The sequence below is a fragment of the Paenibacillus sp. FSL H8-0548 genome, from assembly GCF_038630985.1.
Lineage (GTDB): Bacteria > Bacillota > Bacilli > Paenibacillales > Paenibacillaceae > Pristimantibacillus.
This window is the reverse complement of the sequence record NZ_CP152049.1, coordinates 5,018,224-5,040,000: the sequence shown is the minus strand read 5'-3', so window position 1 is coordinate 5,040,000 and position 21,777 is coordinate 5,018,224. Positions and strand designations below refer to the sequence as shown.

The window sequence follows — 21,777 nt, the reverse complement described above, 5'->3', positions numbered from 1 at the left end:
CAGCGAATTACCAGCATTTACATGTTGATTGTAACGAGCAAACATGATAATCTAATCTTCCTGCCGTGTGAACGGCAAGAAAACAATTGCACCTTGAAAACTGGATAACGAAAGAAAAGAATTGCTGAAACATCCTTTAAGCTACAATGATTTAATTGTTAGTGAAGGTTGTTCGAGATTGCTGCGACATCTTTTCGTTTTATTCCAACCGCTATCCTGTTTAGGGAAATCAGTGGAATGAAATGAAAACGGCGCACAAGCCGAATCAACCGGAACGATAGGTTAAGCTAGTAAGAGCGCACGGAGGATGCCTAGGCACCAGGAGCCGAAGAAGGACGTGGCGAACAACGATACCGCCCCGGGGAGCCGTAAGCAGGCATTGATCCGAGGATTTCCGAATGGGGAAACCCAGCTGCCGTAATGGGCAGTTACTCTCAACTGAATACATAGGTTGGGTAGAGGCATACCAGGGGAACTGAAACATCTAAGTACCCTGAGGAAGAGAAAACAATAGTGATTCCGTCAGTAGCGGCGAGCGAACGCGGATTAGCCCAAACCAAGGAGCTTGCTCCTTGGGGTTGTAGGACGTCTCACATGGAGTTACAAAGGTGTTTGGTAGGCGAAGAGGTCTGGAAAGGCCCGCCAGAGCAGGTAAAAGCCCTGTAACCGAAAGCAAGCACTCTCCGAGACGGATCCTGAGTACGGCGGGACACGAGAAACCCCGTCGGAATCCGGCAGGACCATCTGCCAAGGCTAAATACTCCCTGGTGACCGATAGTGAAGCAGTACCGTGAGGGAAAGGTGAAAAGCACCGCGGAAGCGGAGTGAAAAAGAACCTGAAACCGTGCGCTTACAAAAAGTCAGAGCCCGTTAAATGGGTGATGGCGTGCCTTTTGTAGAATGAACCGGCGAGTTACGATCACGTGCAAGGTTAAGTCGGGAAGACGGAGCCGTAGCGAAAGCGAGTCTGAATAGGGCGAATAAGTACGTGGTCGTAGACCCGAAACCGTGTGATCTACCCCTGTCCAGGGTGAAGGTGCGGTAACACGCACTGGAGGCCCGAACCCACGCACGTTGAAAAGTGCGGGGATGAGGTGGGGGTAGCGGAGAAATTCCAATCGAACTCGGAGATAGCTGGTTCTCCCCGAAATAGCTTTAGGGCTAGCCTCGAGGAATGAGCGTCGTGGAGGTAGAGCACTGATTGGGTGCGGGGCCCGCCAAGGGTTACCAAGTCCAGTCAAACTCCGAATGCCATAGACGTGCTACTCGGGAGTCAGACAGTGAGTGCTAAGATCCATTGTCAAGAGGGAAACAGCCCAGATCATCAGCTAAGGTCCCCAAGTGTGTGTTAAGTGGGAAAGGATGTGGAGTTGCAAAGACAACCAGGATGTTGGCTTAGAAGCAGCCATCATTTAAAGAGTGCGTAATAGCTCACTGGTCGAGTGACTCTGCGCCGAAAATGTAACGGGGCTAAACACACCACCGAAGCTATGACATGTACCTTAGGGTACTTGGGTAGGGGAGCGTTGAATACGGATTGAAGTTGGACCGTGAGGACTGGTGGACTGTATTCAAGTGAGAATGCCGGTATGAGTAACGAAAAGACAAGTGAGAATCTTGTCCGCCGAAAGCCTAAGGGTTCCTGAGGAAGGCTCGTCCTCTCAGGGTAAGTCGGGACCTAACGCGAGGCCGAAAGGCGTAGTGGATGGACAACAGGTTGAAATTCCTGTACCACCGAAGATTGTTTGAGCAATGGGGTGACACAGAAGGGCAGTGACGCGGACTGATGGAATAGTCCGTCTAAGCAGTGAGGCTAGTGTGTAGGCAAATCCGCACACTATTAGGCTGGGCTGTGATGGGGAGCGAAAATTACAGTAGCGAAGGTCATGTACTCCGGCTGTCAAGAAAAGCCTCTAGTGAGATCTAGGTGCCCGTACCGCAAACCGACACAGGTAGGCGAGCAGAGTATGCTAAGGCGCGCGGAAGAACTCTCGTTAAGGAACTCGGCAAAATGACCTCGTAACTTCGGGAGAAGAGGTGCCTCGGTAGGGTGAATAGCCCGAGGGGGCCGCAGTGAAAAGGCCCAAGCGACTGTTTAGCAAAAACACAGGTCTGTGCGAAGCCGTAAGGCGAAGTATACGGGCTGACGCCTGCCCGGTGCTGGAAGGTTAAGGGGAGCGGTTAGGGGTAACCCGAAGCTGTGAACCGAAGCCCCAGTAAACGGCGGCCGTAACTATAACGGTCCTAAGGTAGCGAAATTCCTTGTCAGGTAAATTCTGACCCGCACGAATGGCGTAACGACTTGGGCGCTGTCTCAACGAGAGATCCGGTGAAATTTTAATACCTGTGAAGATGCAGGTTACCCGCGACAAGACGGAAAGACCCCATGGAGCTTTACTGTAACTTGATATTGAACTTTGGTACGATCTGTACAGGATAGGTGGGAGCCTACGAAGCATGAGCGCCAGCTTGTGTGGAGGCACCGTTGGGATACCACCCTGATCGTATCGGAGTTCTAACCTAGAACCGTGAAACCGGTTCGGGGACCGTGTCAGGTGGACAGTTTGACTGGGGCGGTCGCCTCCTAAAATGTAACGGAGGCGCCCAAAGGTTCCCTCAGAATGGTTGGAAATCATTCGCAGAGTGCAAAGGCATAAGGGAGCTTGACTGCGAGACCTACAAGTCGAGCAGGGACGAAAGTCGGGCTTAGTGATCCGGTGGTACCGAATGGAAGGGCCATCGCTCAACGGATAAAAGCTACCCTGGGGATAACAGGCTTATCTCCCCCAAGAGTCCACATCGACGGGGAGGTTTGGCACCTCGATGTCGGCTCATCGCATCCTGGGGCTGAAGTAGGTCCCAAGGGTTGGGCTGTTCGCCCATTAAAGCGGTACGCGAGCTGGGTTCAGAACGTCGTGAGACAGTTCGGTCCCTATCTGTCGCGGGCGCAGGAAATTTGAGAGGAGCTGTCCTTAGTACGAGAGGACCGGGATGGACGTACCGCTGGTGTACCAGTTGTTCCGCCAGGAGCACCGCTGGGTAGCCAAGTACGGACGGGATAAGCGCTGAAAGCATCTAAGCGCGAAGCCCCCCTCAAGATGAGATTTCCCAGTATGTAAGACCCCTTGAAGACGACGAGGTTGATAGGTTCGGGGTGGAAGCACAGCAATGTGTGTAGCTGACGAATACTAATCGGTCGAGGGCTTATCCTAAACACGTTTACTGTGACCCATACATCCGGTAGACAGCAGCAGAACAGGTTTTCAGCAAACCTACCTTTCGTATCCAGTTTTCAGGGCGTAATTTGCCTGTCCTATGCTTAAACAATACATCTTACATAAGATTTATGTTTATGCTTTGGGCCCTTAGCTCAGCTGGTTAGAGCGCACCCCTGATAAGGGTGAGGTCGGTGGTTCGAGTCCACTAGGGCCCACCATATTTTCCCTGATAGCTCAGTTGGTAGAGCACTCGACTGTTAATCGAGTTGTCACAGGTTCGAGTCCTGTTCGGGGAGCCAAGTTTGGAGAGATACCCAAGTGGCTCAAGGGGACCCTCTGCTAAGGGGTTAGACTGCGTAAGTGGTGCGAGGGTTCGAATCCCTCTCTCTCCGTTCTAATTTTTCAAGGCCCGTTGGTCAAGTGGTTAAGACACCTCCCTTTCACGGAGGTAACAGGGGTTCGAGTCCCCTACGGGTCACCATATTTTTTCTTAATGACGCGGGGTGGAGCAGCCCGGTAGCTCGTCGGGCTCATAACCCGAAGGCCGCAGGTTCAAATCCTGCCCCCGCAACCAAATCACCTTTAATGGTGTACAATCATCTATACGCCGTTGTAGCTCAACTGGTAGAGCAACTGACTTGTAATCAGTAGGTTGGGGGTTCAAGTCCTCTCGACGGCACCATTTTTCTTCAGATGTTGTTCGGATTTCCAAACTAACATCGCTAATCACCGTTTATGGTGAACATAATTGATGTGCCGTTGTAGCTCAACTGGTAGAGCAACTGACTTGTAATCAGTAGGTTGGGGGTTCAAGTCCTCTCGACGGCACCATCTTTTCTCGGGACGTAGCTCAGCTTGGTAGAGCACCTGGTTTGGGACCAGGGGGTCGCATGTTCAAATCGTGTCGTCCCGACCATCTTTTAAACTAATGTTTGACACATAAACCGCTATTCTTATTCGTTCATTGAGCGATTGGGAATAGCGGTTTTTTTATGCTGTAATGGGGAAATATATACGCAGCATGTCAATTGCAGGCAATAGAAATCATGAAACAAGGAGGGCTTTACTTTTGAAGCTAAAGATAGGGTTAACTGTGATGCTCGCTTCGATTATTTGGAGCTTAGCGAGTCCTGCTGCTGCATTTGGCCAGCCGGGGGTATATCACTTCGGATTTAAAAAAAGCGTGGAGGGAAGACTGCCTTCGATAGACGAGGAAGGCTTTAAAGACATCATGATGAAGCACGGTGCGTTGTTTCTTGGCAATACGAGTCAAAAGGAGCTTTATCTTACGTTCGATAATGGCTACGAAAACGGCTTTACTTCCCGTATCTTAGATGTGCTGAAGGAGAAAAAGGTTCCTGCTGCTTTTTTTGTTACCGGACATTATGTGAAAGAAGAGCCGGAGTTGCTGAATCGAATGGTTTTAGAAGGTCATATTGTGGGCAATCATTCTTGGAGCCATCCGGATATGTCTCAGCTGTCAGAGGGAAGCATCAAAACGGAGCTCGACAAGGTGAAAACGCAGGTTGAGGTTTTGACAGGTCAGAAGGAAATGAAATATTTGCGGCCGCCAAGAGGCATTTTTAATGAAAAGGTACTCGCAGCGAGCAAGCAATTTGGCTATATCAATGTATTTTGGTCCGTTGCCTATAAGGATTGGGATGTGAATGCACAAAGAGGCTCCCAGCATGCCTACAGAGAGGTTATAAAGCAGCTGCATCCTGGTGCTATCATATTGCTGCACTCCGTCTCAAAGGACAATACAGAGGCTCTCGGCAGTATTATAGACGAGGCGCGCCGCCAAGGCTATGAATTTAAAAGCTTGGATGAGCTAGTCGTCAGCAATCCATAAGAGTAGTGTTGTACTAAAGCCTTGACCTCACTGCAGAGTTAAGGCTTTTTTGCAGCTTCACTTGGAAAGAATAGATGTGAGCGATATTGATTCAATACTCAGAAATCATGTTAATATTAGGTAAGGATGTCCAAAAAATTAGGAAATGCTGTCTAATTAATAGAACATAAAACCAAATGCGTGCTTGATGAATGCAGAGCTTTATGCGTACTAGCCCTTACAATACACTTTCGGTGTAGTGGGCTAGGAAACAGGGAGGCTGCATTGTACTTTATGCAACGAAACGGGTAATACTCGATTCGAGCTTATCGAACACTGCACTTTTTACAACGGATTTCCGATTTTTCTCGCATATTCGCTCGTTTGAGCTCTATTCTACTGCATAATTACATTGTAGCTGGACGAATCTGCTTTCATGTGAGGTTTCTGTTGCAAAAAGTACATTGTAGGCCGGGACGTGGGGTATCGTCTGAAACGGAAAACCGTATCGTTCTGCGTCACCATAGATGAATGTGAGAGGCTGCAGGCTGGAGCGTATCCATGGATGTCCGAAATATGACTATAGGATTGTAAAATACTGCTTATGAGGTTGAGCTATTAATAGAAAATAAGCTTAGTATAAGGGGTCTTTAGATGAAAAATTTGGCTTTGCTGCGTAATCCCAAGCAGCGGAAATTGTTATTTAGTGCCGGTCTTAGCTGGATGTTCGATGCTATGGAGGTCGGCATGATTTCTTTTATCGTTGCGGCATTAGCTGTTGAATGGCAGCTTGGCGCACAGCAGGTTGGCTTGCTGATGGCTATTAACTCCATTGGTATGGCTGTAGGGGCTGCAATATCTGGGCTGCTTGCGGATCGTTATGGGCGTAGAGCGATATTGCTCTGGACGCTGCTTATATTTTCGATTGCAAGCGGTCTATCGGCTCTGGCAACGGGTTTTATCGTCCTCTGTGTATTGAGGTTTGTTGCGGGCTTTGGGCTCGGAGGCGAGCTGCCAGTCGCTTCAACGCTGGTATCAGAATCGGTACCGATAAAGGAGCGAGGTCGCGCAGTTGTGCTGCTGGAGAGCTTTTGGGCTATCGGCTGGATCGTCGCAGCGCTAATTGCCTATTTCATCATTCCGGAATATGGATGGAGGATGGCTTTTGCAATTGGGGCTGTGCCCGCGTTTTTTGCTTTGTATTTGAGAAGAGCACTTAAAGACTCGCCTAGCTTTGAAGCTCAGAAGGGGAGCAGGCTGAACATTCGTGACCGAATGAGGTCGCTGTGGTCAATAAGACATCGCAAGGCGACGGTAACGCTGTGGATCTTATGGTTCACGGTTGTATTCTCCTATTATGGCATGTTCTTATGGCTGCCCTCTGTCATGGTGCTTAAGGGCTTCGATCTGATGAAAAGCTTCCAGTACGTTCTCATCATGACGCTAGCTCAGCTGCCGGGTTATTTTACGGCGGCGTATTTTATAGAGAAATTCGGGCGGAAATTTGTGCTTGTAGCTTATTTGCTTCTTACTGCAGGAAGTGCCTTATGGTTTGGCAGCGCTGAAACGGAGGGAGTATTGCTAGCATCAGGCATTTGTCTCTCCTTCTTTAACCTTGGCGCATGGGGAGGGATGTACGCTTATACGCCGGAGCTGTATCCTACAGCGGTGCGTGGCACTGGTGTTGGCTTCGCGGCGTCCTTCGGGCGTGTTGGCGGCATTATTGGTCCGTATCTTGTAGGGATGCTCGTTGCACGGCATGTCGCGATTTCTTCGATCTTTATGATCTTTTTCATAACGATCGTTGTTGGAGCGTTGACGGTTCTGTTTTTCGGCAAAGAAACGAAAGGAACCGATCCGGACAAAGAATTCGCTGGTTCTGCCAGCTGAGGCTGAAACTTATATTTTTCTATATTTCAATGTAAAACAGCTGTCTCAAAAGGCATTAGCCTTTTGAGACAGCTGTTTTTGTTTTGCGGATGATGGTTAGGCACCGCTCACTTTTTTAGAGAAGAAAGTTTTAAGCGCCTTGTATACCTCGCTCTTCTCCTTAATTACCGAGTACATAAACTTTTTGTGGCTGATATGCTTATAGGCCGACATTAAAGTGCTGCTGCGATTGTATTGATTGACCTCTCCATAACCGAACATATTGCTTCGTTCCATCAGCTGACCGATGAGCTTTACGCAGCGCTCGTTGTCTGAGGTCAGATTATCGCCGTCCGAGAAATGAAAAGGGTAAATATTCCAATTCGGAGTTGGATAACGACTATCGATGATGTCAATCGCTTTTTGATAAGCGGATGAGCAAATCGTACCTCCGCTTTCCCCGCGATTAAAAAATTCCTCCTCGGTAACCTCCTTAGCCTCCGTATGGTGGGCAATAAATACAATTTCTACATGCTCATATTTCCTGCGAAGAAACCGAGTCATCCAGAAGAAAAAGCTGCGGGCACAATATTTCTCAAAAGATCCCATGCTGCCCGATGTATCCATGAGTGCGAGAATGACCGCGTTCGATTGGGGCTTCACGATTTCGTTCCATGTTTTGTAACGCAGATCGTCAGGGGAGATGCCTCCGATACCGGATTTGCCTGCGTTGGCGTTGCGCCTTAGATTTTCAATTAATGTACGCTTCTTATCAATGTTGGACATGATGCCTTTTTTGCGAATATCGTGGAACACAATTTCTGTGGATTGAAGCTGATCCTTTTGCTTTTGTTCCAGATTAGGGAGCTCTAGCTCCTCGAATAGCATATCCTCTAATTGGTCAATGCTGATCTCGGTATCAATAACATCCTCACCGGGCTGATCGCCTGCATCCTGGCCTTTGCCAGGTCCCTTGGCAGCCTGAGGATCGACGCCAAGCACATCACCCACCTGCGAGTCTCCGTCTCCTTGTCCGACGTGCTGCTTCTTGTTGTAGTTGTATATAAAGTGGGATTCGTCGAGACTTTTTATGGGAACCTTAATTGTACGTCTGCCATCGGACAAGACGATGCTCTCGTCGGAAACCAGATCGGGAAGGTTTTGCCTAATAGCCTCATGTACCTTCTCCTGATGTCGCGCTTGATCCTCATAGCCTTTGCGGTGGAGTGACCAGTCCTCACGGGATACAACAAACAGCGGTTCTGATTTCATTTCCCTCACCTCATTCCAATAAATTAACCTTCCAGCATTCATGCAGTGTTTAAGACGACCTTCGCTTAATTCTTGTCTGTTACTCAATATATTCAAGTTTATAGCGGTTATGTGAAGGAAAATTAGTCCACTTCTAGCAGTCTATCACGGAACTCCTATCAGCATACTATGCGCTAGGGTGGTACGAATGGTAATATAAAGGAACAATTCCGATGAACTAGGAAGGGATGTTTGAAGTAAATGAAGCTATTTCATACTGCGGACTGGCATTTGGGAAAGCTAGTTCAAGGCGTATATATGACGGAGGATCAGCGTTATGTTCTGGAGCAGCTGCTGCAAGCGATTGAGGCAGAGCGGCCGGATGCTGTTATTATTGCTGGTGATCTATATGATCGCGCTGTCCCGCCAACCGAGGCTGTCGAGCTGCTCGATGAGCTGCTTGCACGGATCGTTATCGATTTGAATACACCTGTGCTTGCGATATCCGGTAATCATGACAGTCCTGATCGTATTAATTTTGGCACAAAGCTGATGGAAAGCCGCGGTCTTCATCTGGTGGGGCAATTGAAGGATGGGCTGAAGCCAGTCGTGCTGAGCGACAATTTCGGCGAGGTGCATTTTCATCTTGTACCTTATGCAGATCCTGCACAGGTTCGCTATCAGCTAGGAGATGAGTCGATCCGTACACATGATGATGCGATGCGCGTCATTACTGCACGGATTGCCCATGGTATGGACAAATCAGCTAGACATGTATTTGTAGGCCATGCATTCATTACGGCAACGGGAGAGCCGGAGCAGAATACGAGCGACTCGGAACGTCCATTGTCGGTTGGCGGCGCTGAGCATGTGAGTGCGGCTTATTTTGAAGCCTTTCATTATACAGCGCTTGGTCATTTGCATCAGGCACATTTTGTTCGGAACGATACGATAAGGTATGCGGGCTCTCCGCTCAAATATTCGATTTCAGAAGAAAGCCATGTGAAGGGATATTTGGTAATTGAACTAAATGAGGCCGGTCACGTGGAAATTGAAAAACGTGAGCTGAAGCCGCTGCGGAATATGCGCAGAGTAATCGCATTAATTGAAGAAATAGAAAAGCAGCCAGTGAACGAGGATTATGTATTTGTAACATTGCTAAATGAAAATCCGGTTTTGTTTCCTATGGAGAAGGTACGCTCGGTTTACCCGAATGCGCTCCACGTGGAGCGCAGACCAGTGCTGGCCGGCGGCTTGAATGGAAATGAAGCGGCAGCTGATGCGCGGGGAGGAACAGGGAGACGGGAAGCTGATCCGATCGAGCTGTTTGCTGCATTTTATCAGGAGGTTAAGGGGCAAGAGCTTTCGGATGCAAAAAAACAATTGTTCGCGGATACGTATGGAGAGCTGCTTCGTGAGGAGGGTGGCGTGATATGAGGCCGATTAAGCTTACGATGACTGCGTTTGGATCTTATCGCGATACGGAAACGATAGACTTCAGCTTGTTGGAGCACCGTCGACTATTCGTAATTTCAGGAAATACTGGAGCTGGAAAAACCTCTATATTTGATGCGATTTGCTTTGCTTTTTATGGAACTGCCAGCGGGGAGGATCGTTCTGATCCACGAATGCTGCGCAGTCATTTTGCAGCTGAGGATACACATACCGCTGTTCAATTTGATTTTGCCATTGGTCGTAGGAGCTATCAGGTCATTAGACAAATGCCGCATCGAAAGGGCAGCAATAAAGGCGAAACTGGCGGGAAAGCAGAGCTTTATGAAATGACGAGCGGTGAAGCTGTTCCAGCGGTTGATCGTTTTATCGTCTCCGACGTAAATGCCAAGCTTGAGCAAATTATAGGCTTGACCAAGGAGCAATTCAGTCAAATTGTAATGCTGCCGCAAGGAGAATTTCGCAAGTTGCTTACTTCGGACACGGATAATAAGGAAGAAATATTGCGCCGTATTTTTCGGACAGAGCTTTATGAGCGCTTGGAGGGTCGCTTCCAGCAGAAAAACCGAAGCATTCAGGATCAATTGAAAGAGGCTAAGGCAACGGTAAATGCTTATATGAAGCAGGTGCAAGAGGCGCTTCCAGAGCGTGTGGATAGCGAGCTCTCCCGCACTTTCCAGCAAGAGGTATATAGTGCTTCACAGATAACGGATGCGCTGCAGCAGGAGCGAGAGTTCTACCGGAACGCAGAGGAGCAAGCTGTCGCTCAGAAAAATGTACTGGCGGTTCGAATAGAAGAAGAGGAAGCACAGCTGCGTGCAGCCATTACGATAAATAGCAAGCATGAGGAGCATGATCGAAAGCAGGCTCAGCAGGCCCAGCTTGCTGCACAGCAGGCGGATTATGCAGTAAAGGAGCAGCAGCTTGCGCTTGCGATTAAAGCAGCGCATTTGACGCCGTATAAGGAGCAAGCTGACCGTACGCATGTGGATGCGATAACGAAGCGCAGTCAATATGCTGGAAAACTAGCCGATCGAGAGCAGGCGGAGCAAGGGCACAAGCAAGCGGCAGGTCAGCATGCTGCAGAGGAGCAGCGTGAAGAGGAACGGCGCGAAACCGAGCGTGAGCTCAGCAGACTGCTGGAGATGGCACCAATCGTGAGCACGCTGGCCAGTCAGCAGCACAGGATTGAGAAGCTGATCCAAGCAGAGCATGACTGCACCTCTAAACTAAAGGCTTCCGAGACAGGCATTGCGCAGCTGCGCGATAAGAAGCAGTCAATGAGCATTCAATTAAAAGAAATAGAGCTTGATACGGCCGAATTAACGCAGAAGCTGGACAAGCTGCGTCTAGTGGAGCAGCAAGGGAAGCAGCTGAAGCGTCTCGTTGATGTAGAGAAGGAGATGCTGCGCTTCTCTCAGCTGGAGCAGGACTTCTCAAAGTCGTTCGCAAGAGCGCGAGACGAGCATGATCGACTGGAAACCTCATGGATTGAGGGTCAGGCAACACTGCTTGCCGCTCATTTGCATGATGATAAGGCTTGTCCCGTATGTGGCAGCTTAGAGCATCCCGCCAAAGCGGTTTCAAGCAGTGAGGTGCCTTCACGCGAGCGATTGCAGGATGCCAAGGCGCAGCTTGGAGTCATCGAGCGTGAATGGCTGGAGGCGCGTGCTCAGGCAGCAGCAGCCAAAGCGACTCGTGAGGAAGGTGCAAAAGAGCTTGCCGAATACGGCCTGCAGGCGGTTCGATTGGAGGAGCAAAGAGCTCAGCTGCAGCAGCAATGGCGTGCGCTTAAGGAAGAAACGGACAAGCTTCTGATTAAAGCTAAGCAGGTTCCTGAGCTTAAGCAGCTGCTTGAGCAGATGGAATTGCAGCAAGAGCAGCAGCAGCGTGCCAAGGAGCAGCTGCAGCAAGAACAGCAGCGGCTGAGTATAGAGCGGGCATCACAGCAATCCGCGCTACAGAAGGAGCTGGACCGTATACCAGAGCAGCTGCGCTCACCAGAGAGCCTAAATGTGAGAATCAAACAGCAGCAGACAGCGTCCGATCAGCTGAGGACCGCTTGGAAGAGCGCTCAGGAGCAGCTGCAGCTAGCAACAGCTAAGCTGGCAGAGCAGAGAGCTTATGTTGATCAAGCGGAGCGCCAGCTGGAGGAATCAGAGCAGGGTAAGCAGCTAGCTGAGCAGCGGCTGCTTGAGGAGCTTCAGAAGGCTGGCTTTGAATCGGTTCAGCAATACGCTGAAGCTGCACTCTCAGAAGCTGCAAGAGAGCAGCTGGGCAAGGCTATAAGCGCTTACCAAACGGCGGTTGTTCTCGTTACGCAGCAGCTGTTGGAGCTTCAAATTGAGCTTGCTGGCAAGCCTAGGGTGGATATTGTTCAACTGCAAGAAAGTCTGAACATAAGCAAGCAGCAGCTTGAGCAAATTCATGCCGCAGCTCAAACAGCGATTCGTACAGGCGAGGTTGCGCAGCGCCTATCAGCCTCCATAGGACGCGCGAGCGGTCAGGTGAAGGGACTGGAAGCCCAGCTGGAGGAGGTCATGGACATCTTTCAAATGCTGAAGGGTGATAATGCGCTGAAAATCTCATTCGAGCGGTATATTCTAATTGAATTTTTGGAGCAGATTTTGTTCGCAGCCAATGCCCGTCTCCGCAACTTGTCTAGCGGACAGTTTTCATTAGAGCGCAGTGATCGCCTAGAAAATAGAGGAAAACAGAGTGGTCTTGGGCTTGACGTTTACGATGCTTTTACAGGTCAGAACCGTGATGTGAAGACGTTGTCCGGTGGAGAGAAGTTTAACGCTTCGCTCTGTCTGGCGCTAGGCATGACAGACGTCATTCAATCACATTTGGGCGGAGTCACTATTGAGATGATGTTTATTGACGAGGGCTTTGGCTCACTTGATGAGGAGTCGCTGCAGAAGGCTATTATTGCGCTCGTTGATTTGCAGAAGGCAGGAAGAATGATCGGCGTCATATCCCATGTGCAGGAGCTTAAGGATGCTTTTCCAGCATGCCTTGAGGTAGTCAAGACGAGAGAGGGATTCAGCCGTACAAACATTACTGTAAAATGAGCTGATATAAAAAGAGTCTGCTCCGGCACTCGAAGGAGGCTGGAGCAGACTCGATAGTTAAGCGAAGTTGGCAGCAATCGCATTGATGCCTGCAATAAAAAGTGAGATTCCGCCGACAATAACAACCACGTTAAGTACGATGCCAATAACACCGAACAGTCTGCGGCGTTTGCTGGAGCAAGCAGCGATAATCGCTAATATAAGCCCGATGAATGAAATAAAGCCGGCGCCAAAGATACAAACGACTGCGAGTACAACGGAAACGAGAACTTCTTCTCCGAGTGATTCGATAGAGGCTTGGAAAGCCGCAGTGTCATTAGGGTCCGCAAGGATAAGATCAGAATTCACAATCTGGTCAACCGAAGAGCTGCCTGAGACAAGGGCGATGATAAGCAGCACAACAGAGATCAAACCGATGATGAATGCTGCAATGCCAAGTCCGGAATGTTTTTTTACAACTATGGTGTCAGAGTGCTCATTTGAGAAAATTGGTTTTGATGCATAAGGTTCATTTCCTGGCGGGGTGTTGATTTCGTTTCTTGGTTCATTGTCCAATTCAATCGTCTCCTTTAACTAATTAAAATCAAATTATACACAAAAATGGAAGGAATGAAAACCATATGTTTACAAAATATTTTGCAATTGGTGGAATTAATGCAGCTCTTGCTATTGCACTGGGTGCATTCGGTGCACACGGCTTGGAGGAGCATTTGACAGAGCATTACTTGGAAGTGTTCGAAACAGGGGTACGTTATCATATGTACAGTGCGATCGCTCTAATGCTGATTGCTCTGTTTGCAAAACAAATTGGCGAGAGCAAGCTGCTATTGAACGGAGCGCGCCTTATTTTTGCAGGGACAATTATATTTAGCGGCAGCTTATATGTTTTGTCGCTTACCAGCTTTAGCAAGCTGGGTATGATTACTCCTATTGGCGGCGTAGCGCTAATTGCGGGCTGGGCATGTGTCATTATAGCAGCTATAAATAAATCAAGAGTGAAGGGCAGCGATATAACATAATAAGGGTAAACGACATATAATGCTTTTTTGCAACAAAAAACAAGTTGCTTTAGTAAATTTTTCTATACCAGATCGCTTGTTTCGTTTATAATAAAGCGAACACTTACTTGACTCGGGATACAGGAAGGACGTTTGTGCGTGACAAAACGGATGGATGGTTTTCCTAATAGAAAGAAGCGAGAGCGGCCTAATCAAATTTTTAATGTGCCGATTATCATCACTAGTTTGCTTGGAGCACTTGCGTTGGTATGGATATTTATATCTTTTTTATTCATCTCTAACCTTATGTACAAATGGACGGCGCTTGCAATAGCTGCTTCGTTACTCGTAACCGCAATTATTGTGTATATTAAGAGGAAGAAAAATTACAGCCTTCAAAATTATCATACAGCAATTGTAGAGGCATTTCTTCGCTCGGATGCTGTGCCGCTAGCGGTGTTAGATAGAAACGGTATCGTTATGGAGATGAACGAGGCTTCTAGTCGAACGCTTGGTTATCATCGGTCCGATCTTCTTGGCGCCTCAATCTCGCGATTAGTTGAGCCAGGAAGCAGGCAATTGCTGCTGGAAACGTTTGAGCAGGCGCTGCTTGGAGAAACAAAGCAATCCAATATTAACATTACACATGGTTCTGGCTTCCCATTGGAGCTTCAGATGCTTTGCTCCCCGATGATTGAAGACGAAGAGGTCATCGGTATTTTATTAATAAGCCATGACTTAAGCGACCGGAAAAGGAATGTTGAACGGATTCGTTATATGGCTTACTACGATGACATGACTGGACTGCCGAATCGGACCTTGTTTCAAATGAAGCTTACCGAGACCTTAGCTAGAGCGAAGGAAGAAGATCGTGTAGTTGGCATTTGCTATTTGGATTTGGATCGCTTTAAGTTGGTAAATGCCTCGTTTGGACGGGAATTCGGTGACATTCTCCTTATGCAAATAGCAGAGAGACTCAACCGCGATCTTTATGAGAATGATTTTGTAGCTCGTATGGAAGGTGATGAGTTTGCTTTATTGTTTTGCGATCTGGAGTCGGAGAAGCATTTGCTAGAGCTTTCGAAGAAGCTTCTTAAGTCTATTGAAGAGCCCTATGAGCTAAGCGGCTTTCCGTTACATATTACAGCAAGCATCGGCTCAGTTACGAATAAGAATGAGGAAGACGATAGCTATGCTCTGATCAAGAAAGCGGACATGGCACTCGTAAAGGTGAAAGAAAGCGGCAAAAATGATTGCCTGCTCTATTCAGAGAGCTGGAGCAATTCCTCGTTTGAGCGCCTTACACTACAGCATGAAATGTACCGCGCTATTCAGCGTAATGAGTTCGTGCTTCAATATCAACCGCAGTATGATTTGATTAGCGGCAAGATGGTTGGGGTAGAAGCGCTTGTGCGCTGGAATCATCCTATTAGGGGAATGGTACCGCCTGGAAGCTTCATACCACTGGCTGAAGAGAGCGGTATGATCGTTCAGATAGGCGACTGGGTGCTCGAAGAAGCATGCAGACAGAATAAAGCTTGGCAGGATGCTGGTTTGCCGCCTATGCCGGTCTCCGTTAATTTATCCATTAGACAGTTTGTCCAAAACGACTTGGCCAGCAAGGTAGCGGACGTGCTTGAGAAAACAGGCCTGCATGCAAAATATTTGGATTTAGAAATTACTGAGTCGATGACGATGGATGTCAGCCATGTGTCTCGTTGCTTGCTGGACTTAACTGATTTGGGAGTAAATATTAGTGTGGATGACTTTGGCACCGGTTATAGTTCATTCCATTATTTGAAAAACTTTCCGATAGATCGTTTGAAAATCGACCGCTCCTTCGTGCGCGATATTCAGCAGGATCCAAATGATGCCGAAATTGTAGCAGCGATTATTGCTATGGCGCATAACTTGAATATTCAGGTGATCGCAGAGGGTGTCGAGACTGAAGCACAAATGGAATTTCTTAAGAAGCATAAATGCGATGAAATGCAGGGTTTTTTCTGGAGCCCACCAGTATCCAGCGAGAATATCGAACAAATGTTATCTCCTGGTTACGCATAAAAAAACCGTACTTTGGCCGTTTCATTCGTCAAAGTACGGTTTTTTTATAGTTAAATTCAGATCAGTAAGAGAAATCTTCAATTTCGTTTAAACGGAACGTATATACCTGCTTTTCATCAACATGATATATCGTAATAATATTTTCGGTCTCGTCCATATTTATGATTCTGCACGGGATACTGAGCTTGATACCAAGACCTTTGTTTACGATTAATCTAATTAATGTGTTGTTTTTCATTATGGATTTGATTTTATCAGAATAGCTTAAAGCCTCAAATGATTCTTGATCAGGCTTATCTGACTTAGCAGCATTAGCGACTTGGCTGACGTTGGCTGGAATCGGAAACGGTTGTTTGGATGAAGCTTGCTTTGTTCGAACCTCAATTTGCTCGCCTAACTGGATGCCGGATAGGATACGAAAATCAACGAATCCCGAGCTGTTCAAGGCATGGAGCAACTTTTCTATTGCAGCAGCATTATTGTTTTCTTCAACAAGCACCTCAATATTGAATATAAAGGATGTTTGGTCTTTGGGCGTGGGAAATTTATCCATAGGACCTCCGAACGATAAGATATAGTTCTAATATACCACTAATATAGGGTTTTACATAGAATTAATTAGTGTGTTGTTGTGCTTTATCCTTCCCTCAGTGCTGAGCATTTAACCAATACTGTATAGTTGTTTTTTGCTTATTATATAAATTGAACTAAACATTTACGTTGTGGGAGCTGAGCGAGAAGATCAATTAAGACGCTACGCGAGAAGATCATTCTTACGATCGCGGTTGCAGTCAGATTCTTTGATTTCCTAAGACATTTAAGGTGAGAATATGACTGCAAAGGCGAACACTTCGTTTCTCCAGAGCGATCTTCTCGCTTCGCTTACACTTCATTCTTTAAGTTCGAGTTATATAGATCATTTAATTGCCTTACTGACCGGACATTGAATTGATATTTCGTGACACATAAGCTTTATAAAAGAGCTCTTTATAATAGTACAAATCGCTGTTACAAAATAAGCATCATTATTGAAGATGCTTTTCTTATTGTCTAGGATACTTTACATTCTCCGAACCTGTTGATAACGATGCTGCGCCAGCAGCCGGAATTAGGGGGTTTAACCGCTAACGGAAACCAGAGACGCTAAAGTTCCATTTTGGATTAGCGTCACATTTTAACGGAACAGAGAGACGCTATTCCGCAGAAATGAAGCGAAATCTGGCATGTTGGGTACAAATAGAGGCCTGTGTTTCCGTTACAATCTTGAAACGAAAAATAAAGGCGATTTAGCGTCTGTGGTTTCCGTTAGAAGTGTGCGCTGACGCGTCTGCGATATCCAATCACCTTTGGATCATACAACAATATTATGCATAGCAAATTTTTGTCTTATATATCTGTGACCTTTTTTGTGATATTTTCCATCTAAGCCCCCACCCCCTCCCACAAATAAGCATTTAACCAACACTGCAAAATTAATCTCTGCATATAATGATGTTGCAGTCCTCTTACTTTTTACCCAAAGGGGGTGGATCCTTATATGATGCGGATGGTTCCGTTCACACTTGAGAACGGGGAGATCGTTCTTGGCGTTGAAGTAAAGCTGCCCAAAACGACGTTGCTCGCGATTATGACGGATAAGGGATATATTATGTGTGGTGCGCTAGACGTTACGCTGCTTAACGAGAGACTGGGGGACCGGGAGATATTGGCTGGACGCGCTGTTGGCGTACGTACGCTGGAGGAACTGATGGAAGCCCCATTGGAGTCAGTTACGATTACAGCGGAAGCAAAAGGCATTATTGTTGGCATGAAAGGGTCGGCTGCGCTGCAATTAATGCTCTAAATAAACTGAGGGGAAACGGCTGTCGCCGTCCTTTGGCGGCATCAGCGCATTTCATTCCCAGAAGTATAGAGAAAGTATGGCGAAATGTTCTACTTTCCTATATTTTCAAAAAGAAGCCCTTATCAGCAGGCGGCTATTGAACAGCCAACATTCTGATAAGGGCTTCTAACATATAAGTCGTTTACGCTTGCTCAAACAGCTTGCGAAGATTGACATCGTAAGGAGCTTGAACAATGCCTTTTTCCGTAATGATTGCTGTTACATATTCGTTTGGCGTAACGTCGAAGGCTGGATTGTAAACCTTGATGCCCTGCGGAGCAGTACGCTTGCCGAAGCCCTCTGTAATTTCTTCTGCATTCCGTTCCTCGATCGGAATTCCCTCTCCAGTCGGGGTATTCAAATCGATGGTTGAAAGCGGACTTGCAACATAAAAAGGGATGCCGTGAGCTTTCGCCAAAACAGCTACGCTGTAGGTACCGATTTTGTTGGCAACATCACCGTTTGCAGCCACACGGTCTGTACCGACGATGACAGCATCGACCCAGCCTTTGGCCATAATCATTCCTGCCATATTATCGCAGATTAGCGTAACGTCAACACCTGCTTGCTGTAGTTCGAAAGCAGTCAAGCGAGCGCCTTGAAGAACAGGACGAGTCTCATCAGCATAAACGCGCAGTGTAATGCCCCGCTCTAGCGCTAGGTAAAATGGAGCAAGCGCTGTACCGTATTTAGCTGTAGCAAGTCCGCCAGCATTACAGTGAGTCAGTACGCCCATATCATCCTTGAATAAAGACAAGGCGTGCTCACCGATCATTCTATTCGTTTCTTCATCTTCACTTTGGATCGCGATAGCTTCTGTCAGCAGGGCAGCTTTGCTTTCCTCAAGAGACAACCCTTGCTCAATGTAGGCTGCTGCGGCAGCTTTCATGCGATCAAGCGCCCAGAACAAATTAACTGCTGTAGGTCGAGAGGTTGCAAGGTATTCCGCTTGTTTGTTTACTTGTGCAAGCCAGGCTTCAGAGGATTGCTCGTCGCGGCTGCCAAGCACTACGCCATAAGCGGCGGAGATGCCAATTGCTGGCGCTCCACGAACCTTCAGATGTCTTATCGCTTCCCATACGTCCTCTGCTGTTACTAGAGGTAAATATATGATTTCCTCCGGCAGTAGCCGTTGGTCTAATAGGTCAAGCTTGTCCTCTTTCCAAATAACGGATTGCAAGCCAGCGTAATTGGTCGTTGTCATGATGTTAGTTCCTTTCTGTCTTAAGTTATTTGCTTACTGCAGTAAAAGCAGCGTCGATAACTTCCTCAATGGATTGTGCTTGACGGTTCGTGCGAATAAGCGTCGTGCCGATAGCAATCGCTATACGCTGTGCTCTCTCGCGAGCGGCAGCGTCAGGAATACGGTCGATGTCGATAACATGCGATAAGCCTACGATGCGGCGCACGATTTTGCAGCCTGCAAAGCCAATTGTATCCTGCAGCAGGCGATTCATGTAATAGTCTTTATACCCAGGCGTTGAAGAAGCAATACGGTCAGTTCCATGCTCATCCCATAATGCTCGGAACTTCTTGTCGAATAAATTCCAGACATCGCGTACCGTATCTGTCAAATAACGACGGAAATCACTCCGTTTGTCCTCATCAGCATTCCAGTGCTCCTGACCAGCAAAGTTAAGCAGCAGATTTGCGATGACCGCGCCAATATCGTAGCCAATCGGTCCATAATAAGCAAATTCAGGGTCGATAACCTTAGTTGATTCAGGTGTTGCAAATACACTGCCCGTATGAAGATCTCCATGAAGCAAGGCTTGTGCATTAGTTAAGAACTTATCGCGCAGTATCGCTACTTCGAGATGAAGGTTATGATCCTGCCAAAGTGCTTCAGCAGCATCTCGTATCGCGGAATCAAAGCTGTTGTTAGGCGAGTCCGTATAAGGATCATCGAATATAAGATCCTCAGTAATTTTGCAGAGCTCAGGGTTGATAAACTCTTTTACAAGCAGCTTCTTGTCTTGTTGATTCATCCCCAGATCAGAGGTGAAGAACAATGTGCGTGCAGTAAAGGTAGAAATATCGTCTGCGAATTTAGGATAGCGCGTGCCTGCAATCAGACCTTGCCGCATAATAGTATGATCGCTGAGATCTTCCATAATCGTTAGGTAGAGCTCAGGGTCGTATTTATAAACGATTGGTACAAGGCCAGGAGCAAGCTTGCCTTCCAAAATAAGCTTTTCGCTCTCAATACGAGCACGGTCGAGCGTAAGCGGCCAAGACTCCCCTACAACTTTCGCATATGGCAATGCTTGCTTCATAATTAGGCTTTTGCCGCTGGCAGGGTCTTTGATATGAAAAACTAAGTTTAAGTTGCCGTCTCCAATTTCACTGCATGTCAAAGCAGCTCCCTCTTGGAAGAACCCGTCTAGCGTTAGTGCTATTCGAGTGGCTTCTTGTTCTGTTAATGGATGATATGCAGACATGTCTGTCCACCTCCGCTTTATAGTAGTAGGGCATCAATGCCCAGTATTCATCTCAACATAGTATAATGTATATTATTTCGCCTTGGAATACCTTCGTTTGATATAATATTATCTATTATAAACAAGTTTTATGGAGGATGCATAATGATGACACTAAATAATAGGCAGCCAGTCGCTCTGAAAGAGTGGGCGGTGAGTGTAAAAGCTCTTTTGGACGGTGACCAAATTATCGTGATGCGAAAAGGGGGCATTATTGAAGAAACGCGGGATTTTCAGTTAATTAGTCCAAGCTTTTATTTCATGCCTGCGTACGAGCATCAGAAAAAACATCTATTGAAAGAAAGTTTTGCAGATGCATTGGATGAGACACTTGCAGCAGCTACCATAGAGACTGTAAAACTCGAAGCGTATGCTGAGGTCGTTCAGGATATCGAAGTAACGGATCAAGAAACGTTGGATCGTTTGCGTGATCTGCATATCTGGACCGATACGTTTGCTGAGGAAAGATTGCGATGGAAAAAGACGAAGCCGCTTCATGTTCTGGTGCTTAGAGTATACCGTGTAGCGGAGCCGATAGAAATTTCGATGCGTCCTGCTTATAATGGTTGCAAATCTTGGGTAAGACTGGAAGAGCAGATAGATACTCCTCATCTGATTCAAGTATTGGATGAAGAAAAACTTCAAGCCGAAATTTTAAAAATCAAGCAGGCGCTCGAATAAGCGCGGTAAATGAGCTCTTTCGTTCACAAAAAAGGACATATTCAGCGAAACAGGGCTTCTCACATTGATTTATAACTAAAACTATATTAAAATGATTATTGAGAATCATTGAGAATCAGTCTATAATAGAAAGTCTATTCTATGTAGATATGACTAGGCGAATATAACCAACCTTGGAGGGATCAGCATATTATGGCAACACATTTTGTCATCGAAGGCCTGAAAGCGGCTATCGACGGAAAAGAGATTTTAAAAGGAATCAACCTTGACATTAAAGGCGGAGAAATTCACGCGATCATGGGCCCTAACGGAACAGGTAAATCTACACTGGCTTCCGCTTTGATGGGACATCCTAAATATGAAGTAACTGAAGGCACAGCATTATTGAATGGTGAAGACATCCTTGAAATGGGTGTTGACGAACGCGCGCTAGCTGGCTTGTTCCTTGCGATGCAATATCCAAGTGAAATTCCTGGCGTAACGAATTCCGACTTTCTTCGCAGTGCATTAAATGCACGTCTTGGTGAAGGAAACGAAATTTCGTTGATTAAATTTATTCGCAAGATGGAAGGCAAAATGAAGGAGCTTGAAATGAACGCTGAGTTCGCTCACCGTTATTTGAATGAAGGTTTCTCCGGCGGCGAGAAAAAACGTAATGAAATTTTGCAAATGATGCTGCTTGATCCTAAAATTGTCGTTCTTGATGAGATCGATTCGGGTCTTGACATTGATGCTCTACGCATCGTATCGCAAGGCGTAAACGCTATGCGTTCAGAAGATCGCGGTTTCTTGATTATTACTCACTATCAGCGTTTGCTTAACTATATTACACCGGATTTCGTACACGTAATGATGCAAGGCCGCATTGTAAAATCAGGTGGTCCTGAGCTTGCAGCGCGTTTGGAAAACGAAGGTTATGATTGGGTTAAAGAAGAACTTGGCATAGTAGATGAAACAGTCGGCCAGGCTTAAGCAGA

At 46.9% G+C, this 21,777-nt stretch carries 14 protein-coding genes, 8 tRNA genes and 1 rRNA gene; 18 read left to right on the top strand and 5 right to left on the bottom strand.

What is annotated here, in order from left to right:
* Window positions 1–280: 280 nt before the first annotated feature.
* The 11 genes from MHI37_RS21935 to MHI37_RS21885 all read left to right on the top strand — a co-directional run bounded on the left by MHI37_RS21935 (window position 281) and on the right by MHI37_RS21885 (window position 6,939).
* Window positions 281–3,212, top strand: a 23S ribosomal RNA gene (locus MHI37_RS21935).
* Window positions 3,213–3,359: 147 nt separating this feature from the next.
* Window positions 3,360–3,436, top strand: a tRNA-Ile gene (locus MHI37_RS21930).
* A 5-nt stretch (window positions 3,437–3,441) separates the two neighbouring features.
* Window positions 3,442–3,517: transfer RNA gene (locus MHI37_RS21925), tRNA-Asn, on the top strand.
* A gap of 5 nt (window positions 3,518–3,522) precedes the next feature.
* Window positions 3,523–3,610, top strand: a tRNA-Ser gene (locus MHI37_RS21920).
* Window positions 3,611–3,624: 14 nt separating this feature from the next.
* A tRNA-Glu gene (locus tag MHI37_RS21915) sits at window positions 3,625–3,699 on the top strand.
* Between the two features lie 16 nt (window positions 3,700–3,715).
* Window positions 3,716–3,792: transfer RNA gene (locus MHI37_RS21910), tRNA-Met, on the top strand.
* 32 nt (window positions 3,793–3,824) lie between these two features.
* Window positions 3,825–3,900 (top strand) — tRNA-Thr (locus MHI37_RS21905).
* Window positions 3,901–3,973: 73 nt separating this feature from the next.
* Window positions 3,974–4,049 (top strand) — tRNA-Thr (locus tag MHI37_RS21900).
* Window positions 4,050–4,057: 8 nt separating this feature from the next.
* Window positions 4,058–4,134: transfer RNA gene (locus MHI37_RS21895), tRNA-Pro, on the top strand.
* 180 nt (window positions 4,135–4,314) lie between these two features.
* The gene (gene pdaA / locus MHI37_RS21890; RefSeq protein WP_083676301.1) at window positions 4,315–5,070 is read left to right on the top strand and encodes a delta-lactam-biosynthetic de-N-acetylase; all 756 of its coding nucleotides are present in this window, start codon (window positions 4,315–4,317) and stop codon (window positions 5,068–5,070) included.
* 633 nt (window positions 5,071–5,703) lie between these two features.
* Window positions 5,704–6,939 (top strand): MFS transporter, encoded by a 1,236-nt coding sequence (locus MHI37_RS21885; protein WP_076337271.1) that lies wholly within the window; start codon window positions 5,704–5,706, stop codon window positions 6,937–6,939.
* A 96-nt stretch (window positions 6,940–7,035) separates the two neighbouring features.
* On the opposite strand, the gene yhbH is transcribed toward MHI37_RS21885, so the two are convergent.
* Window positions 7,036–8,190 (bottom strand): sporulation protein YhbH, encoded by a 1,155-nt coding sequence (yhbH, locus tag MHI37_RS21880; RefSeq protein ID WP_076337272.1) that lies wholly within the window; start codon window positions 8,188–8,190, stop codon window positions 7,036–7,038.
* 240 nt (window positions 8,191–8,430) lie between these two features.
* Between yhbH and MHI37_RS21875 the strand changes: the two genes are divergently transcribed.
* Both MHI37_RS21875 and MHI37_RS21870 read left to right on the top strand, forming a co-directional pair.
* Window positions 8,431–9,606 carry an exonuclease SbcCD subunit D gene (locus MHI37_RS21875; RefSeq protein WP_076337273.1) on the top strand — a complete coding sequence of 392 codons (1,176 nt, stop codon included), beginning with the start codon at window positions 8,431–8,433 and terminating at the stop codon, window positions 9,604–9,606.
* Entirely contained in the window at window positions 9,603–12,695 is a 3,093-nt protein-coding gene (locus MHI37_RS21870; RefSeq protein WP_076337274.1) for an SMC family ATPase, read from the top strand. The genes MHI37_RS21875 and MHI37_RS21870 overlap by 4 nt, the downstream gene beginning before the upstream one ends.
* Window positions 12,696–12,752: 57 nt before the next feature.
* On the opposite strand, the gene MHI37_RS21865 is transcribed toward MHI37_RS21870, so the two are convergent.
* Window positions 12,753–13,250, bottom strand: coding sequence for a hypothetical protein (locus MHI37_RS21865; RefSeq protein ID WP_076337275.1), 498 nt, complete (start codon window positions 13,248–13,250; stop codon window positions 12,753–12,755).
* A gap of 65 nt (window positions 13,251–13,315) precedes the next feature.
* Between MHI37_RS21865 and MHI37_RS21860 the strand changes: the two genes are divergently transcribed.
* Window positions 13,316–13,714, top strand: coding sequence for a DUF423 domain-containing protein (locus MHI37_RS21860; RefSeq protein ID WP_076337276.1), 399 nt, complete (start codon window positions 13,316–13,318; stop codon window positions 13,712–13,714).
* Window positions 13,715–13,852: 138 nt separating this feature from the next.
* Window positions 13,853–15,757, top strand: coding sequence for a GGDEF domain-containing phosphodiesterase (locus MHI37_RS21855; RefSeq protein WP_083676296.1), 1,905 nt, complete (start codon window positions 13,853–13,855; stop codon window positions 15,755–15,757).
* A 61-nt stretch (window positions 15,758–15,818) separates the two neighbouring features.
* Here MHI37_RS21855 and MHI37_RS21850 read toward each other — a convergent pair whose 3' ends face one another.
* On the bottom strand, window positions 15,819–16,310 hold the full coding sequence (locus MHI37_RS21850) for a hypothetical protein (protein ID WP_076337277.1): 492 nt from the start codon (window positions 16,308–16,310) through the stop codon (window positions 15,819–15,821).
* 984 nt (window positions 16,311–17,294) lie between these two features.
* Here MHI37_RS21850 and MHI37_RS21845 point away from each other — a divergent pair.
* A complete protein-coding gene (locus MHI37_RS21845) occupies window positions 17,295–17,600 on the top strand; it encodes a DUF1805 domain-containing protein (protein ID WP_076337278.1) in 306 nt (101 codons plus the stop codon).
* A gap of 181 nt (window positions 17,601–17,781) precedes the next feature.
* On the opposite strand, the gene mtnA is transcribed toward MHI37_RS21845, so the two are convergent.
* Both mtnA and mtnK read right to left on the bottom strand, forming a co-directional pair.
* Entirely contained in the window at window positions 17,782–18,843 is a 1,062-nt protein-coding gene (gene mtnA / locus MHI37_RS21840; RefSeq protein ID WP_076337279.1) for an S-methyl-5-thioribose-1-phosphate isomerase, read from the bottom strand.
* 25 nt (window positions 18,844–18,868) lie between these two features.
* On the bottom strand, window positions 18,869–20,080 hold the full coding sequence (mtnK, locus tag MHI37_RS21835) for an S-methyl-5-thioribose kinase (RefSeq protein WP_076337280.1): 1,212 nt from the start codon (window positions 20,078–20,080) through the stop codon (window positions 18,869–18,871).
* Window positions 20,081–20,224: 144 nt separating this feature from the next.
* Between mtnK and MHI37_RS21830 the strand changes: the two genes are divergently transcribed.
* The gene (locus MHI37_RS21830) at window positions 20,225–20,800 is read left to right on the top strand and encodes a DUF1802 family protein (protein WP_306010675.1); all 576 of its coding nucleotides are present in this window, start codon (window positions 20,225–20,227) and stop codon (window positions 20,798–20,800) included.
* A 192-nt stretch (window positions 20,801–20,992) separates the two neighbouring features.
* Window positions 20,993–21,772, top strand: coding sequence for a Fe-S cluster assembly ATPase SufC (sufC, locus tag MHI37_RS21825; RefSeq protein WP_076337281.1), 780 nt, complete (start codon window positions 20,993–20,995; stop codon window positions 21,770–21,772).
* Window positions 21,773–21,777 lie beyond the last annotated feature (5 nt).